Annotated in this window: 13 protein-coding genes and 1 other annotated feature; of the genes, 12 read left to right on the forward strand and 1 reads right to left on the reverse strand. The window is 33.7% G+C overall.

Features of this window, described 5'->3' with window-relative positions:
* From ftsH to BM120_RS03925, 3 genes are read left to right on the forward strand one after another with little or no spacing between them, the layout of a single operon-like run.
* Entirely contained in the window at nt 1-1,977 is a 1,977-nt protein-coding gene (ftsH, locus tag BM120_RS03915) for an ATP-dependent zinc metalloprotease FtsH (protein ID WP_091993448.1), read from the forward strand.
* Nucleotides 1,970-2,464 (forward strand): DUF2628 domain-containing protein, encoded by a 495-nt coding sequence (locus BM120_RS03920; protein WP_091993450.1) that lies wholly within the window; start codon nt 1,970-1,972, stop codon nt 2,462-2,464. Before ftsH ends, BM120_RS03920 begins: the two co-directional genes overlap by 8 nt.
* 13 nt (nt 2,465-2,477) lie before the next feature.
* Nucleotides 2,478-3,044: a thymidine kinase gene (locus BM120_RS03925; RefSeq protein WP_091993451.1), complete on the forward strand. Its 567-nt coding sequence runs from the start codon at nt 2,478-2,480 to the stop codon at nt 3,042-3,044.
* 176 nt (nt 3,045-3,220) lie between these two features.
* Here the strand turns inward: BM120_RS03925 and BM120_RS03930 are convergent, their stop codons facing one another.
* Entirely contained in the window at nt 3,221-4,360 is a 1,140-nt protein-coding gene (locus tag BM120_RS03930) for a tyrosine-type recombinase/integrase (protein ID WP_091993453.1), read from the reverse strand.
* Nucleotides 4,361-4,647: 287 nt separating this feature from the next.
* Here BM120_RS03930 and gap point away from each other — a divergent pair, with 287 nt between their 5' ends.
* The 9 genes from gap (at nt 4,648) to BM120_RS03975 (ending at nt 18,173) form a co-directional block, all read left to right on the forward strand.
* Nucleotides 4,648-5,664 carry a type I glyceraldehyde-3-phosphate dehydrogenase gene (gene gap, locus BM120_RS03935; protein ID WP_091993455.1) on the forward strand — a complete coding sequence of 339 codons (1,017 nt, stop codon included), beginning with the start codon at nt 4,648-4,650 and terminating at the stop codon, nt 5,662-5,664.
* 381 nt (nt 5,665-6,045) lie between these two features.
* Nucleotides 6,046-10,347, forward strand: a complete 4,302-nt coding sequence (locus BM120_RS03940) for a 2-hydroxyacyl-CoA dehydratase (RefSeq protein WP_091993457.1) — start codon at nt 6,046-6,048, stop codon at nt 10,345-10,347.
* 96 nt (nt 10,348-10,443) lie between these two features.
* The gene (locus BM120_RS03945; RefSeq protein WP_091993458.1) at nt 10,444-11,751 is read left to right on the forward strand and encodes a YopA family protein; all 1,308 of its coding nucleotides are present in this window, start codon (nt 10,444-10,446) and stop codon (nt 11,749-11,751) included.
* A gap of 187 nt (nt 11,752-11,938) precedes the next feature.
* Nucleotides 11,939-12,180, forward strand: a binding site (T-box leader).
* 63 nt (nt 12,181-12,243) lie between these two features.
* A complete protein-coding gene (locus tag BM120_RS03950; RefSeq protein ID WP_091993460.1) occupies nt 12,244-13,038 on the forward strand; it encodes an amino acid ABC transporter substrate-binding protein in 795 nt (264 codons plus the stop codon).
* A gap of 18 nt (nt 13,039-13,056) precedes the next feature.
* Nucleotides 13,057-13,674 carry an amino acid ABC transporter permease gene (locus BM120_RS03955; protein WP_091993462.1) on the forward strand — a complete coding sequence of 206 codons (618 nt, stop codon included), beginning with the start codon at nt 13,057-13,059 and terminating at the stop codon, nt 13,672-13,674.
* Between the two features lie 65 nt (nt 13,675-13,739).
* Entirely contained in the window at nt 13,740-14,405 is a 666-nt protein-coding gene (locus BM120_RS03960; protein WP_091993464.1) for an amino acid ABC transporter ATP-binding protein, read from the forward strand.
* Between the two features lie 175 nt (nt 14,406-14,580).
* The gene (locus BM120_RS03965) at nt 14,581-15,807 is read left to right on the forward strand and encodes a 5-bromo-4-chloroindolyl phosphate hydrolysis family protein (RefSeq protein WP_091993465.1); all 1,227 of its coding nucleotides are present in this window, start codon (nt 14,581-14,583) and stop codon (nt 15,805-15,807) included.
* A gap of 45 nt (nt 15,808-15,852) precedes the next feature.
* Nucleotides 15,853-16,998: a toxic anion resistance protein gene (locus BM120_RS03970; RefSeq protein ID WP_091993467.1), complete on the forward strand. Its 1,146-nt coding sequence runs from the start codon at nt 15,853-15,855 to the stop codon at nt 16,996-16,998.
* Nucleotides 16,999-17,021: 23 nt separating this feature from the next.
* Nucleotides 17,022-18,173: a THUMP domain-containing class I SAM-dependent RNA methyltransferase gene (locus BM120_RS03975; protein WP_330389348.1), complete on the forward strand. Its 1,152-nt coding sequence runs from the start codon at nt 17,022-17,024 to the stop codon at nt 18,171-18,173.
* Nucleotides 18,174-18,184 lie beyond the last annotated feature (11 nt).

Raw genomic sequence — 18,184 nt, forward strand, 5'->3', positions numbered from 1 at the left:
ATGGATAAAGACAAGAGACCAAAATCAGATTTTTTGTGGTTCTATTCTTTTTTATTGGTAGTTATGCTGGTTTTTAACGCATTCATATTACCAGGTATTTCAAAAAAAGGCGTAAATGAAGTAGAATACAGCACCTTTATTCAAATGCTTGATAAGAAGGAAGTTAAAAGTGTGGAAGTAGAAGACTCAAAAATAGTTTTTACTTCAAATAAGAAAAACGATAATAAGGCTTATGTAACTGGAAATATAAGTGATCCCGATTTAGTAAAAAAGCTTGAAAATTCGGGGGCAGCTTATAGCAAGAAAATTCCAGTAGAGAACTCGCCTCTTCAAAGCTTCGTTTTGACTTGGGTGCTGCCATTTTTAATCTTCTGGTTAATAGGTAGGATGTTGGTTAAAAATATGGGAAGTAAAATAGGCGGAAGCAGCATGATGTCGTTTGGGAAAAGCAATGCAAAGCTTTATGTTAAATCAACTGGTGTTACTTTTGATGATGTTGCTGGGCAAGATGAGGCGAAGGAAGCACTGACAGAAATCGTGGATTTTTTGCATAGTCCTGATAAATATACTTCAATAGGTGCAAAGATGCCAAAGGGTGCTTTGCTGGTTGGACCTCCAGGTACGGGAAAAACTCTTCTAGCAAAGGCTGTGGCAGGAGAAGCTGGTGTTCCGTTTTTCTCCATTTCAGGCTCTGAATTTGTTGAAATGTTTGTCGGAATGGGTGCGTCAAGAGTTAGGTCGTTATTTAAGCAGGCAAATGAGAAAGCTCCATGTATAATCTTTATTGATGAAATAGATGCTATAGGTAAAAGAAGAGATTCAAGCTTCGGTGGAAATGATGAACGAGAACAAACCTTAAACCAGCTTTTAAGCGAGATGGACGGCTTTGAAAATGATCTTGGAATAGTTATTTTAGCTGCGACAAACAGACCGGAGTCACTTGATAAAGCATTGCTGAGACCTGGTAGGTTTGATAGAAGAGTTCCGGTAGAATTACCGGATTTGTTGGGTAGAGAGTCAATTTTAAAGGTTCATTCAAAAAATATCAAAATTGATGAAAATGTTGATTACAATCAGATTGCCAGAGCAACCTCAGGTGCCTCAGGAGCTGAATTGGCAAACATCGTGAATGAGGCAGCCCTAAGAGCTGTGCGAAATAAGAGAAACATAGTGCTACAAGAGGATTTAGAGGAATCGGTTGAAACAATAATTGCCGGATATCAAAGGAAGGGTGCAGTAATCAGCGACGAAGAGAAAAAAATAATAGCATATCATGAGGTTGGTCATGCGTTGGTAGCTGCTGTTGGAAAACATTCTGCTCCTGTGCATAAAATTACAATTATTCCTAGAACTTCGGGTGCTCTTGGATATACTCTTCAGATAGATGAACAGGAAAAGGTACTGATGACGAGAGAAGAAGCTATAGATAAGATCACTACCTATACTGGTGGTAGAGCTGCAGAAGAAGTGATATTTAATATCAAAACCTCAGGAGCTTCTAACGATATAGAAATGGCAACTAAAATTGCTAGGGCAATGGTTACTAGGTTCGGCATGAATGATGAAATTGGAATGGTTGCACTGGAAACTGTCAATAATGCCTATCTCGGTGGGGATACATCACTAGTATGTTCTCCAGAAACGTCCTCACAAATTGACAAGGAAGTCGTTAAGATAGTAAAATCTTGTCACGATAGAGCGGTTTCTATTTTGAGTGATAATATTGATAAGCTTCATGAAATATCAGCTTACCTATTAAAGCATGAAACAATTACTGGTGAAGAGTTTATGGATATTTTAAATGACGAATATAGAATTACTACAAGAGCCACAAAAAACGTTGAAGAACAGCTTGCCAATTATAATTCAGTGCAAGAAGATAGTAAGGAAGTACTTTACAAGGATAGCTCGGAATTGGTGAATGACAATTCTGAATTAATAAAAACAAAAAATAATATGGAGGACTACAATGTTTAAGATGTTTTTCGATAGAACAGAGGCGGATTCTTTGAAAATAACTGATATTAGTATTTCTGATTTGATTGGAGAAAAAAATAATGAATACTATATGGAAGCATTTGAAAAAATTGAATCTGGGGAAAAAAGAGTTTTTAATAAATCTGCCATTTTTGCTGGTCCGTACTGGTATATTTACAGAAAAATGGTATTCAGAGGTGTGCTGATGATTGCTTTTCAAGCAGTCATCGCTACCATGGCATATGCAACAAAATCGTCGATATGGATTACGGCTTTTATACTATCATTTTTAACTTTTGTTTATTCAGGCTTTTATGGAAATAAAGATTATTATAATAGAGTTGTTACATTAGTCGAAGAATCAAAAGCCATAGACAATAAGTTTAAAGGGCGATTTTATGTTGATAAATCAGGAGTAGATGCATATATTACAGGTTGCTGGGTTGTCGGTACTGTATTTCTGTATGCAGTAATAATATTCTTATAAAAAAGGTGATTGTATGGCAAAATTATATTTTTATTATGGTGTTATGGGGAGTTCAAAGACTGCAAATGCTCTGATGGTCCATTATAACTACCACGAAAGAGGCAAAAAGGCACTTTTGGTAAAGACTGATATTGATACTAGAGATGGAGATAAAATAGTTAAATCCAGAATTGGATTGAAAAACGAGTGTGAGAACTTATCTGAATTTGTAAAGTATTCAAATGATAGGATAAAGCAATATGATTGTATCATTGTCGATGAGGTGCAATTTGCCACAACTGAAGAAATAGATTTTCTATCTGATATTGTGGATGTGCTAGGCATACCAGTAATGTGCTATGGGCTTAGAACTGACTTTAGAAATGAATTGTTTGAGGGGTCTTCACGGTTGATTTCAATCGCTGATGAAATTCACGAGGTAAAGACAGTTTGTTGGTGCGGCTCGAAGGCGACTTGTAATGCTAGATATAATGAAAATGGCATTGTAAGAGAAGGGGAACAAATTGAGCTAGGAGCAAATGACAAATATATAGCTTTATGTAGGAAGCATTATAAGCTTGGTGATTTCGGTCCGAAATAAAAAATTACAAAACAAAGCAGATAAAAACTGAATGGATAACATTCAGGCTTTATCTGCTTTATTTTGAATAATATTTTGTTAGAAATAAAATATAATTATCACCTTAATTGTAGCATAATTTGCTATTTTTTTCAATACCAATCGAAAGTGTTGAAATATTTGATATTCTTCGACCTTTAATCATTTCTTTTTACCCCTAATACAGAATCTTCGTCCAACCAGTCGAAATTCTTGACAATTTCTCTCTTTGAATTTTTTCTATGAGCAGAATATAGCTGCGTTGTAGTTACATTATCGTGATCTAGAAGATTTTGCACATCGTAAATTGAAAATCCGGTTTCTATCATCGATGTAGCAGCAGTTGCTCTTAGCTTATGTGGGCTGTAGCCATGATTTCTGGAGGTTCCCATCGCAATAGAGGTGTACTTTTTTACCAAATCCCTTATAGAACGAGTAGTCATTCTTTTTTTCTGAAGAGATAAAAATAATGCATCTTCATTTTTGCTATCAAGCTCCTCGTTTTTTGCTCTTTCGTTTTCAATATAATCTAAAACGACTTTTTCGCATGCATCATTTATTGGCATTTGTACTTCTTTTCCTCTTTTTCTATATATCACAAAAACGCCCCTTGAGAAATTAAACGATGATATATTTAATTCCCTCAATTCACTTAGTCTTAACCCATATGTAACGAATAATACTAGTATTGCTTTATCTCTCAGCTTTGTTTTTAGCCAATAGTCTTTTTCCTTATCGGTTAATCCAGTTCCATTTTGAACTGTGTCTAGCATAATTGCAACTTCATCAATTTCCAATCTTTTAATCGCATCTGGCTGTGTCTTTTGAAGCTTTATAGGATTGAAGCCACCAGTAATATCACTAGGTAATTGCTCGTTTCTAAACAAAAATTTGAATAGGGTAGACAATGATGATTTTTTTCTAGATAACGATCTGCTGTTATTTTCAAAAATAACCCTATCGTCGTTGATATTTTTATAATATCTATTGCAGTAATCTCCAATAAATAGATTGACATCTCTTGATGTAATCTCCTTAAATTCATCAATTGTTATATTAGAAGCTTTTTCGGCGTTTGTGTATAAATCGGCTTCAACCAAGTAATTGCAGAAAAAAAGTATATCCTGTAAATATGCTCTTCTTGTGGTAACAGCTACTGAGCCCCTAAGAAAAATGAAGTACTCCCTCATAAATTTAGGTAATGATGATTCAATTGCTTCACATTCTTTGATAATTTCATTGTCTCTAGCTATAATATTATCAGGCTTAGAAGATTTGTTATGTATTTTTGTACTCATAAAATCACTCCAATTTATTTTTATGTTATTTATATTATACCATACTTAAAAAATAAAAATGTTACGATAAATAAATTAATATAAAAAAATAATATATTTTTTTATTGATTAAATAGGATATATAGTATACAATATATATAGATAATTATTCAAATATACCATACTATATAAAATAGACAAACGATTTTATATTTATTAATAGTTATTAATTATATATAGTGTGTAGTATAATTAAAAACACTTTTTTATAACAGGGAGAAAATTATTTTTATAGCATGGAGGAAATTATGAAAATCAAAGTAGGTCTAAATGGTTTCGGAAGAATTGGTAGAGCAGTATTAAGGATTATTGAAGAATCAAACGATTATGATTTCGAAGTTGTGGCTATTAATGCTAGAGCAAGCTCAGAAACACTTGCACATCTATTTCAGTATGATTCAAGCTATGGTATTTTTAAAGGTAAAGTAGAAGCTAAGGATGAAAATTCAATAGTAGTAAATGATAAGGAGATAACAATAACGAGAGCTGGATCTCCAGGAGAGATTCCTTGGAAGGAGCTTGGGGTTGATATCGTTATTGACAATACAGGTAAGTTCAAAACAAAAGAAGCGGCAATTGGTCATATAGAGGCAGGAGCAAAAAAGGTTATTATTACTTGTCCGGCAAAGGGAGAGGATTTAACAGTTGTACTTGGTGTAAATGATAAAAAATACGATCCTCAGATTCACCATATTTTATCTAATGCATCCTGCACTACAAATTGCTTGGCACCAGTAGCAAAGGTTTTAGATGAGAGCTTTGGGATCGAAAATGGTATGATGACAACTGTCCATGCTTATACGAATGATCAACAGGTTCTTGATAAGACTCACAAGGATTTAAGAAGAGCAAGAGCTTGTGCAGAATCGATTATACCTACTACCACTGGGGCTGCAAAGGCAGTTTCACTGGTATTGCCTCAATTAGAAGGAAAACTAAATGGTTTTTCTTTAAGAGTTCCAACACCGACGGTATCTGTTGTGGATTTGGTAGTAAATCTGAAGAAAAAAGATGTAACTGCTGAGGAAGTAAACGCGGCTCTTAAGAAAGCATCTAAAAATGAGCTTAGAGGGATATTGGGATACTGTGAAAAGCCTCTGGTATCAGTAGATTTTAAAGGAGATTCGAGATCTTCGATTGTCGACGCTCCGTCTACAATGGTAATGAATGATGGTATGGTAAAAGTCGTATCTTGGTATGATAACGAGTGGGGGTATGCAGTTAGAACTGTAGATCTTACTAATATAGTAGCAAAGGCACTTTAAATAAAATATATAAAATATTGAGTTACTATGAATAATAGCTACAAAAGACTAATGTCAGATTGACGCTTAAGTTCAGTTTTTTAAATGAGGTTGTCACATCCTGAAATATGGATATGACGACCTTTTTATTTTTACATATTAATTTACATATTAATTTTATACATTCTTCTATTTTATTTCTAGCACCATCAAAGAAAAAAAGGGTATAATTATAATAAGGGGATTATATACATTAGTATTTTTTAAACAGCGAATTGATATTTTTCTAAAAACTGGTATAATATTGCTATTATATTTAATAGGTTAGAAAAATAAATATTATAGCTTGAAAAATATTTGTAAATAGTAAGGATGTATTGTCAGATACATGGAGGTGGTATGATGGGCAGAGCGTATAACTTGGGAATCGATATTGGTTCAACTACGGTTAAAACTGTTCTTAGAAACGGAGAAGAAATCCTTTATAAAGAATACAAAAGACACTTTTCCGATGTAAAATCTACTGTTGTAAAGCAATTAAAGGAAATATATAAAAAAATTGGTAATTCTAGTATTAAAGCTGTTATCACAGGCTCTGGTGGGATTGGATTATCAAAAAAAATAAATATAAAATTTGAGCAGGAGGTTATTTCTAGCACAAAAGCTATAAGGTTTATGCATCCAGAAACGGATGTCGTTGTTGAGCTTGGTGGAGAAGATGCAAAGGTAACTTTTTTGTCAGGCGGCATTGACCAGAGAATGAATGGAATTTGTGCTGGTGGTACAGGGGCATTCATAGATCAGATGGCAGCTTTGTTAAAAACTGATGCAGCAGGATTAAATGAGCTCGCAAAGGATTTTGAAGTAATATATCCTATTGCATCCAGATGCGGAGTTTTTGCAAAGACAGATATTCAGCCATTGATAAACGATGGTGCAAAAAAATCTGATATTGCAATGAGTATTTTTAATGCTGTTGTTGTACAGACTGTCAGCGTTTTATCGTGTGGTAGAAAAATCGAGGGTAAGGTGGCGTTTCTGGGAGGTCCATTGTACTTTTTATCGGAGCTTAGAAGACAATTTTGCAATGTAATAAAATTATCTAATGAAGATGTTATTTTCCCAGAAAATGCACAGCTATATGTTGCCTTAGGAGCTTCAATACTTGCGGAAAATGAAGAGCCACTTTTGGTAGGTGAATTATTAGACAGAATAAATTCAGTTGAATCGCTTGAAGATGGAGAAGACGAAGAGATTATTCCACTTTTTGCGAACGAAGCAGAATACATAACCTTCAAAGAAAGACATAGTAGGGCGAAAGTCGATAGGGTTGATATTAAAAATTACATAGGAAATTATTTTTTAGGGTTGGATGCTGGATCTACGACAACTAAAGCAGTGTTAATAGGGGATAATGGAGAAATATTGTTTAGTCACTATGGAAGCAACGAAGGAAACCCTCTAAGCACGAGTATTGAAATATTGAAAAAAATATATTCACTAATACCAAAGGATGCCAGAATATCTAGAGTAACAGTAACTGGATATGGTGAGGAGCTTATCAAAAAAGCACTAAGGCTTGATGACGGTGAAATCGAAACAATTGCTCATTATAGAGCTGCACAATATTTTAATCCTGATGTCGATTTTATTTTGGATATCGGTGGACAAGACATGAAGTGTCTAAAAATCAAAAATGGTGTGATTGATCAGATAATATTAAATGAGGCGTGTTCTTCGGGATGTGGATCCTTTCTGGAGTCCTTTGCTCATTCTCTTGAGATGAATATTGTCGACTTTGCACAGTGTGGTATATATTCACAAAAACCAGTGGATTTAGGGTCTAGATGTACCGTTTTTATGAATTCGAGAGTCAAGCAGGCACAGAAGGAGGGCGCTACGGTTTCTGATATTTCAGCAGGATTGGCATATTCTGTAGTAAAAAACGCACTTTTCAAGGTTATTAAATTGAGGGATATAACATCATTGGGGGAAAACGTCGTAGCTCAAGGCGGAACCTTTTACAATGATTTGGTGTTGAGAGCATTTGAAAGACTAGCTGGAAAAGAAGTAATAAGACCTGAAATAGCTGGTTTGATGGGAGCATTCGGCTGTGCACTGATCTCGAAAGAAAAATATAATGGAATCGTATCGAATGTTCTATCAGAAAATCAGTTGAATGACATAGAAATAAAAACGAGCATTACTAGATGTAAGGGCTGTTCAAACAAATGTCTTTTAACTATCAATAAATTCTCGAAAACAGAGATATTTGTTTCTGGAAATAGATGCGAAGTGGGTGAAGCCATATACACGAATACGAGGATTGATAGAGATAAGGAAAACATAAATCTTTATAAATATAAGTATGATAAGCTGATGGAATACAAGCCTCTTGATAAAAACTTAGCCAAGAGAGGTGTAATCGGTGTACCAATGGTGCTAAATATGTTTGAAAATCTTCCTTTTTGGCATACTATGTTATCAGAGCTTGGTTTTTCCGTAGTATTGTCGGGGAAATCATCCAAAGAGGTTTTTGAAAAGGGAATAAGCTCTATAGCATCTGATACAGTTTGTTATCCAGCTAAATTGGTGCATGGACATATTGAGCTATTGATTGAAAAGGGCATAAAAACAATATTCTATCCTTCCGTAACTCATGAATTTAGAGAAGATCCAAATTCTGATAATCATTACAATTGTCCGGTAGTAACTTCATATCCAGAGGTTATTAAGAGCAATATGGATAATTTGCAAAGCTCAGATTTGACATATATTAATTTCTTTGTGTCTATGAACAACAAGGAAAAGCTGAAAAAGAGAGTTCATTCTGCTATGAAGTACTATTACCCTGATTTGAAGCTGTCTGAGGTTGAAATCGCAATTGATAGAGCGACGTTAGAATACGATAAATTCAAACAGGACATAAGAATACAGGGAGAAGCAATAGTCAAAAAATTAAGTGATGAAAATAAAAAGGGAATAGTATTGTCAGGCAGACCTTACCATCTAGATCCAGAAATAAATCATGGAATACCTGAGCTGATTAATTCACTAGGTATGGCTGTACTGACAGAGGATTCGATTTGTCAGCTTGCAGATATGAAAAGACCTCTAAGAGTTGTAGATCAATGGGTTTATCATTCAAGGCTATATAAGGCTGCGACATTTTGTTGCGAGCATGATAATCTTGAAATGGTACAATTAAACTCATTTGGTTGCGGACTTGATGCAGTAACTACTGAACAGGTAGAAGAAATACTAAATGAAAGAGCTAAAATTCATACAGTGTTGAAAATAGATGAAGGTAATAACCTTGGCTCAGCAAAAATAAGATTGAGATCTCTTAAAGCTGCGATAAGTGAAAGGGATAAAAATGGAATCAAACCATCTGCGGCAAAGGTGGAAAAGGTAGAGTACGAGAAGAATACGAAATTAAATACTAACCATACATTGCTGGCACCTCAAATGGCACCAATACAATTCCAATTTATTGAAAAAGCTCTCCAAAGTGTAGGGCTAAATGTTGTCGTTTTGAGCAATAATTCCTCTGAAATAATAGAAGAGGGATTGAGATATGTAAATAATGATGCTTGTTATCCTGCGATTATTGTGATTGGACAGATTATTAATGCATTAAAATCCGGAATGTATGATACAAACAATACGACGGTTCTTATGACTCAAACCGGTGGTGGCTGTAGAGCAACAAATTATATTGGATTTTTGAGAAAAGCATTAAAATCTGCAGGATTTGGTAATGTTCCAGTAGTATCTATTAGTGCAAATGGAGTCGAGGATAATGGTGTAAAATCACAGTTGACTCTTGGAATTTTCAATAAAATAATGATGGGTGCAGTCTATGGAGATCTTTTGATGAAGGTTCTGCTTAGGATACGTCCATACGAAAGAATTCCTGGAAGTGCTAATAAGCTGTACGAATACTGGGTTGAAAAATGCAAGAAATCACTTGAAACTGGTAATATTAAAATGTACAAGGCTAATATTAGAGGTATCGTAAGAGATTTTGACAGCCTGGAGATAACTGATGAAATAAAGCCAAGAGTCGGACTTGTAGGAGAAATACTGGTTAAATTCAGTCCAATTGCAAATAATGATCTTATTTCTATAATAGAGAGAGAAGGTGCTGAAGCTGTTGTTCCTGAGCTAATCAACTTCTTTACTTGTGCAGCATATAACAGTATTTATCAGAGCGAAAAGCTTGAGGCTACCTTCAAAAAGAAAATAATAGGCAAATCAATAGTAAAGCTGATTGAATTGTATTTGTCGACCTACTATTATGCATTGAAAAAGAGTAAGAGATTTGAGCCTCCTATGAGAATTAAGGATATAGCTGAGCATACGAAGAGCTTTGTTTCGCTTGGTAATCAGACTGGTGAGGGCTGGCTATTGCCTGGTGAAATGCTAGAACTCTTAGAAACGGGAACAAATAATATCGTTTGTATGCAACCATTCGGCTGTCTACCAAATCATATTATTGGAAAGGGTGTAATAAAAAGTATTAAAAGAGAATACCCTAAGGCGAATATTATTCCTATTGATTACGATGCTTCTGCGACATCAGTCAATCAGCTGAACAGAATTAAGCTTATGCTTTCAACTGCATTTTCAGAGATTAATGGAACGGACAAAAAAATGTATGAAGATTCTCTTAAACCTATTGATTTAAACAGACTGATATAGTATATTAATTAGGAATGCAGAGAAAATTTGTTTTTCGATTAGTATTTTGCATAAACCAATCAAAGCTCTGATTGGTTTATGTTTTTTTAAAGGAGAGTGTTCGTTATAGGAGAGGCAGTAAGATCAAGATATTGTACGAATGAAATAGGCGAGGATCTCATTATATATTCTGGAAAGTTTCATATATACTCAGATATTCAATTGAGGTGTGATGGAATCCTATACTATAAGCTTTCAGAGCCTGTTTCAATTAATTTTTCAGCAAAAATATACAAATTTGAAGCTTTGTCAGAAATTGATCTGATTAATTTTTCAAAGGAAGCTACTCTTGAGATTTCAGGTTATAAGCTGATGAGTATTGAAATAGAAAGTATAAATAATGGCGAAATTATCGGATACGTAAATGATAATGTTATAAAATCAAAGGATAACAGTGTGCAATATATTCAATTTGATATATTGAATATGGACAAAATTCCAGGCAAATTAGTAAATTATGATGATTTGGTTTATGCAGGGAGGCTTGAATTTAGAGTTAATGATTACAAAATAACCATAGATAAAAGCTATAATTATAACAAAGATTTTCACAATAGATTAGTAAATCGTAATGGAAGTGTGATTACTCATACTGGTAAAATAGAGAAATATGATGGTACGGTGTTTAACACCAGAAATATATACAAGCTGATTACGCAGCTATCAATTGCTCTCAGCTTTTCCTGTGGTAGATTTATTGCCATTCCAAATTGCTTTGGGTATAGTAATTCAAAGGAAGTATACAGGTCATGGCATAAGATGTATTCAAATAATTATCAATTTGTGTTTAATTGGACTTCAACTATTTCCAATTACTATAATTTTGAAAAATATTTGTCGCTTATGACAAAAAAGCTTGAAGAAACCTATTATTTTGATGCTTTTTCTAGTATTTTGGATTGGTATGTCGAATCCTTAAATGGAATTAATATGGGCAACAATATAATATCGATTCAAACTGCACTAGAGATGTTGTCATATGTGGTGCTTGTAGAGTTGGAGCGAGTGTTTTCAAGAGAAGAATACGATAACAGGGCAGCAAATCAAAACATTAGAGATTTGTTGAAATTCTGCTTTATAGATCACGATATACCCTTCGCAGTAAGTGGTAGAAATTACAACAGCAAGATAAAAATGGACTCTGTCGACCTTATTACTCAGTATAGAAATATTGTGGTTCATCCAAGTAAAAAAAATCATAATATACACTTAGATTTTGAAGAGATGTGGAACATTATTTTGTGTGGAATTAGCTATATTGAGCTTGTGATTTTGTATATAATAAATTACAAAGGCGAGTACACTAATAGATTTAAGGATTTGAGATTTGGAGATGTTGAGAATGTTCCATGGTCGAAAAAATAAAAAAGTATAAATTTTCTGAAGCATATTAGGGATGAAAAACAAGAATATACTTTTCTAAATGAATTGAACTTATAATAACTATAAATATAAGTTACAATGATTTAAAAAGAGAGGTAATAATAAAAAATAAAAAAAGTATTGACATTATGTTTGAATTGTATTAATATAGATTCAAACAATAAACAATATAAAAGCATTGATAAGAAATAGTAGTCATGTGGAGTTAATCAGAGAGCTGCTGGCTGGTGAGAAGCGCAATATGAATCATGATGAACACATCTTTGAGTTTGGTACCGAATTAGTAGTAGGCTATCACGGGGACGCCCGTTACAGTGTTAAGGTATGTTAGTACCTAATGAGGTTATCGCTGTGAGGTGATGACAAATAGAGGTGGGAACACGAAGTAGAATTTTTACTCTCGTCCTCTGGCATAAGTCAGAGGATGGGAGTTTTTTTATTTTATTAAATTGTATTAAATTGGAGGAAAAGAAAATGAAAAAAGGCATTATAAAAAAACTATCATTAGTAGCTTTAGGTTTAGTATTAATTTCAGGTTTAGGAGCTTGTTCAAAGAAGGAAGAAGCAAAAACTACCGAAAAAACTGATAATACAGTAATTGTCGGATTGGATAACACATTCGTTCCTATGGGATTTTTGGATGAAAATAATGAATTGGTAGGCTTTGATATTGATTTGGCAAAAGAGGCTTTTAAAAGAGCCGGATACACTCCAAAATTTGAAAATATCGAGTGGTCAATGAAGGAACAAACTTTAAATAATAAAAATGTCGACTGTTTGTGGAATGGATATAGTATAACAGAACAAAGAAAAGAAAAGGTTGCATATTCAAAGCCATATTTCGATAATAGACAAATAGTGGTTACTATGTCTACTGATTCATTCAAAAAAATATCTGATTTGAAGGATCAGCCAGTTGGTACTCAGGCAGGCTCTACTGGATTGGATGCTATAGAATCAAACAAAGAATTTCAGAATATGATTAAGGGCAAGCAAGCTTCAACTTATGATACATATGACAAGGCTCTAAGAGATTTGGAGGTAGGTAGAGTTAAAGCCATAGTTGGTGATGAAGTGTTGTTAAAATATTATATCAAGCAGAGAGGCGAAGATAAGTATACAGTATTAGAAGGTGATCTTGGAAGTGAACAATATGGTGTCGGCTTCAGAAAAGATGACAACGAGCTTAGAGAAAAGGTTGATAAAGCTTTAGATGAAATGAAAGCTGACGGAACTTTTGACAAGATAAGATCAAAATGGTTTAAATAATAATTTGGAGGTTGTGTAATGTTAGAAGGTGTAAAGATTGTTTTGGAATTATTTTTCCTGACAACAATATTTTCGATTCCACTTGGTATTGCAGTAGCGATGGTAAGGGTATCAAAAAATAAAATAGGAAGTGCTGTAACAGGCGCATACATATGGATAATGAGGGGGAGTCCACTATTATTACAGCTTGTGTTTTTTTACTATGGACTTCCAGCCATAAATCCCAATCTAGTGTTTGATAAAATGACTGTTGCAATTTTTGCATTTTCTATCAATTATGCAGCGTATTATGCCGAGATATTTAGAGCGGGTCTTCAATCGATCAATAGAGGTCAATTTGAAGCAGCTATGGTTCTTGGCTTGGATAAGATTACAATGTACAAGAGAATAATTTTTCCACAGGTTTTAAAAATTGTTATTCCACCTGTCGGAAATGAACTGATAACTCTTGTAAAAGACACTTCATTGGTTTATATATTGGCTGTTAACGACTTGTTGAGAGTGGCGACTGCAGCTAGTAATAGAGAGGCTTCATTGATGCCATTTGTGGTAGCGGGTGCTATTTATTTGGTGATGACTGGAGTGTTGACACAAGTGTTGGCAATCGTCGAGAAAAAATTCTCATATTACAGGTAAACTGTTGTATTGCAGGTAAATATATTTATTGAATAGATTGAAAAATCTAGTAGTGAGGTGTATTGATGTTAAAGGTAGTTGATTTAAAGAAAAGTTTTAATAACGTCGAGGTTTTAAAGGGAATTTCTTTTGAAATAGAATCAGGCGAAATCGGTGTTGTGCTAGGCAAATCTGGTGCTGGAAAAACTACGTTGATAAGATGTATTAATGGATTAGAAACTTTCGATAGTGGAGAAATAATTGTAGCTGGTATAAAAATAAAGGACTCGAATGATAGAAGGAAAATAAGAGGACAAATAGGAATGGTATTTCAAAATTTCAATTTATTCCCTCATTTTTCGGTATTGGAAAATATTATTGAAGCTCCTATGAGGGTTCTTGGGAAATCAAGACAGGAGGCGGAAAAAATAGCTATCGAGCTGCTGGAAATGGTAGATTTGAGTGATAAAAGGGACAGCTATCCATTTGAATTGTCTGGTGGTCAACAGCAAAGAGTTGCTATTGCCAGAAGCTGTGCCTTGATGCCAAAAATACTTTGCTTCGATGAGCCGACATCTGCATTGGATAAAGAAAATATACAAAAAGTCCAAGAGATAATAACTAGATTTAAAGAAAGAGGCATGGCAATATTAATAATTTCACATGATGTCGCATTTTCAAAAGAAATGGCAGATAAAATAATATATATCAAGGAAGGACTTTTAGTTAATGAAAGTGAAGTTGAAATATAATTTTTAAAGAAAATCGATTATATGGATATTTTTAGAGGTATTTTCAAAAATCATATTTATGGTAAAATATTGAGATAAATTAGTAAAATTATCTGATTTTTACAATGATAAAAATATGATTTTAAGTCAATACCTCTTATTTTTATGTTATAATTAACATAGAGGAGTGTTGCTTATGAACGATAAATTTTATAGAAATGATAATAAACATAATGATAGCCGATATAATGATAATTATTACAGAAAGTATGATGATTTTAAAGTAAATAACGATAATAATTACAAGAGAGAGTACTATAAACAGATGAGACAAAAATCAATTGATGAAATTTTTTCAAATATAGATTTTGGTGAAATCAATGAATTGATGAGGTCAGGTGTTGATTTAGCCTATAGAGAAGTGAAAAAATCAAATGTGTTTAACGTCGCCACCATGATAACATCTACTTTTTCTGACTATATTAATAATAGAGATGATAATAGGCATGTTGGAGAAAGGATAGAGCAAGGATTTGATATTGAAAGATATTCTAATAAGCCTCAGGGATATATTCCTATGGTTATTGCTCAAATAGGCTTTTATACAATTGCCAGTACTATTTTGATTTCTGGATGTATTTTTGCTTTATTAGGGATTTCTGGATTGGCTGCATTGCTTTTTTCAATTGCAATAGCTTCATTTGGATTTGGAGTATTTTCTAGCATTAGAGCAAGAACTATTACACGATTTAGGAAGTATATTTCTTATTTCAGCAATAGAGAATTTGATGATATCGATAGGATTTCGAAAACCTTAAACATTGATAAGAATAAGGTTGTCAAGGACTTAAAGACAATGATAAAAAATAATTATTTCAATCAAGGTCATTTGGTAGAAAATGATTCCTTGTTTATTGTGAATAATCAGTGCTATCAATATTATTATGAGGCATATAAAAATAGACAGAAGATTGAAAAAGAAAGGCTTGAAATTGAGAAAAATGATGAGCTTAAAATCTTTATAAATGAAACGAATGAAAAAAACGACGAGCTCAATTATCTTAGCAAGACTATTACGGACAGAGATGTTGTAAATGAAATAGACAGAATACTTGAATCTTCAAAGCAAATAGTTGAGGTTGTGAAGAAGTATCCTGAGCAGCTGGTGTTGCTAAATCGATATTCAACATATTATTTACCAACTACTGTCAAGCTTGTAAAAGCTTTTTCTGAGATGGAGAATAATTCAGAAAGAATTGTCTCGTCTAATACAACTAAAGATCAAATTTCAAGCACGCTAGTCACAATTTCTGAAGCCTTTGACAGGTTGCTTGATCAGCTGCTTTCAGTAAAAAAAATGGACATAAACGCTGATATTTCAGTATTGAATACTATGCTGTCACAAGACGGATTAAAAAAATAATACTATGTTAGAATGGAGGAAGGAGCAAAGCTCCTAAATGAGAATATGAGTGAAGAAATAAAATTGACCCTTGATGGTTTGGTCGAAAAAGAAATAAAAAATGAAAATAGCAGTGAGTTAAATATAAAAAGCTTGGCTGATTTTAACGAGCTTGATATGTCGAATTTTACTGAGGAAGAGAAACAGATTGTGCAGGATTTTTCCGAAAAAATCGATATTTCAAATTCACAATTGGTTCTTGAGTATGGCGCAGGTGTACAAAAGAAGATGTCGGATTTTTCCGATCAAACTTTGAGTGTTATAAGAACAAAAGACCTAGGTGAGGTTGGAGATATGATTTCCAATTTAGTTGTAGAGCTGAAAAGCTTTGATTTGGATTCAGACAAGAAGGATTCTGGTATTTTTTCTTTTTTCAAAAAAGCAGCAAAGAAAAAGGATATGATTCAGGCGAGATACACAGAGGCAGAAGCAAATGTCGATGAAATCGTAAAAACTCTTGAAAAGCAACAGATAACTTTGATGAAAGATGTTGCGATGCTTGATCAGATGTACGATCTGAACAAGAACTACTTTAAGGAAGTTTCCATGTATATAGCTGCTGGAAAGAAAAAATTGGAGGAAATAAATACAAAAACTCTTCCGGAGTTGAATGCTATAGTGACAGCAAATAGAAGAGATGAAGACATTCAAAAGTTAGATGAATTAAATTCTCAAGTTGTTAGATTTGAAAAAAAGCTTCATGATCTGGATTTGTCGAGAACAATTTCTTTGCAAACTGCTCCACAGATTAGGATGGTACAAAACGTAAATATGGAAATGGTTGAAAAAATCCAATCTACAATTGTAAATACAATACCTTTGTGGAAAAATCAAATGGTGATATCTCTAGGAGTTGCAAATGCCCAAGAGGCTGTGAAAATTCAAAAGCAAATTTCTGATACAACTAATGCACTTTTGAATAAAAATGCTGAAGCCTTGAAAATGGCTACTGTAGAGGCGGCAAGAGAGTCAGAAAGAGGCATTGTGGATATTGACACCTTAAAAAAGACAAATGAAGCATTAATTTCAAGTCTTGATGAAGTTATGAAAATTCAAGAGGATGGAAGAACGAAGAGGGCAGAAGCGGAAAAAGAAATTAGAAATTTAGAAAACGAATTGAAAGCAAAAATAATTGAAATAGCTACAAAGTAGTTATATAAAATGGAGGAACGCTAGTGAATAAAAAATATACGCTAATATCGCCGTGTTTTTTTGGAATGGAAAAAATGTTAGCTAATGAAATTAAAGCTCTTGGGTTTGAAATAGAAAAAACTGAAGATGGGAGAATAACCTATAAGACAGACGAATATGGAATTGCAAAGGCAAATATTTGGTTGAGATGTGCTGAAAGAGTTAATCTAAAAGTAGCAGAGTTTACAGCCAAAAGCTTTGAGGAGCTTTACGATAAAACTAGAAGAATAGACTGGTCAAGATTTATTCCATATGGCTCACAGTTTCCGGTTTCAAAGGCGTCGTCTATCAAATCTAAGTTATTTTCTACTACAGACATTCAGTCGATAGTAAAGAAAGCAGTAGTTGATTCCTTGAAGGAAAAATATCTGGAAACAGGAATTTTAAAAGAGGACAAGGAAAAATATCCAATATTCGTATTCATACATAAGGATAAGGTTGTTTTATCGATTGACACCAGTGGAGTAGCCTTGCATAAAAGAGGATATAGAGAAGCTGCGAATAAGGCTCCAATAAGAGAAACCCTGGCTGCTGGCTTGGTCTATTTAACACCCTGGAAGCCTGGGAGAACACTTGTCGATCCGTTATGTGGCTCAGGGACTATTCTGATTGAAGCAGCCATGATCGGAATAAACATGGCACCTGGATTGAACAGGGAGTTTATTTCTGAAAAATGGAGAACAATAGATAAAAAGATATGGTGGGATGTGAGAAGAGATGCTTTTGATCAGATGAACGACAATGAAGACTTTGTGATTTATGGCTATGATATAGATCCGGAAAGCATAAAAATTGCAAAAGCAAATGCCGAATTGGCTGGTGTTGAAAGCTATATAAAGTTTGATGCTGCAGATGCTACAGCTTTTAAAAGCGACGAGGAATATGGATTTATAATAACGAATCCACCATATGGAGAAAGATTGGAGGACAAAGAGTCGGTAAAGATGTTATACAAAGCTATGGGATATACCTTTAGGAATTTGAAAAATTGGTCATACTATGTAATAACTTCTTTCGAGAATTTTGAGTACGAGTTTGGTATGGATTCTTCTAAAAAGAGAAAGCTGTACAATGGTATGCTTAAAACATATTATTATCAGTATCCAGGTCCAAAGCCACCAAAGAAAAGCGAATAGGAGGTAGAGCT

The organism is Peptostreptococcus sp. D1, from assembly GCF_900112955.1.
GTDB lineage: Bacteria > Bacillota > Clostridia > Peptostreptococcales > Peptostreptococcaceae > Peptostreptococcus.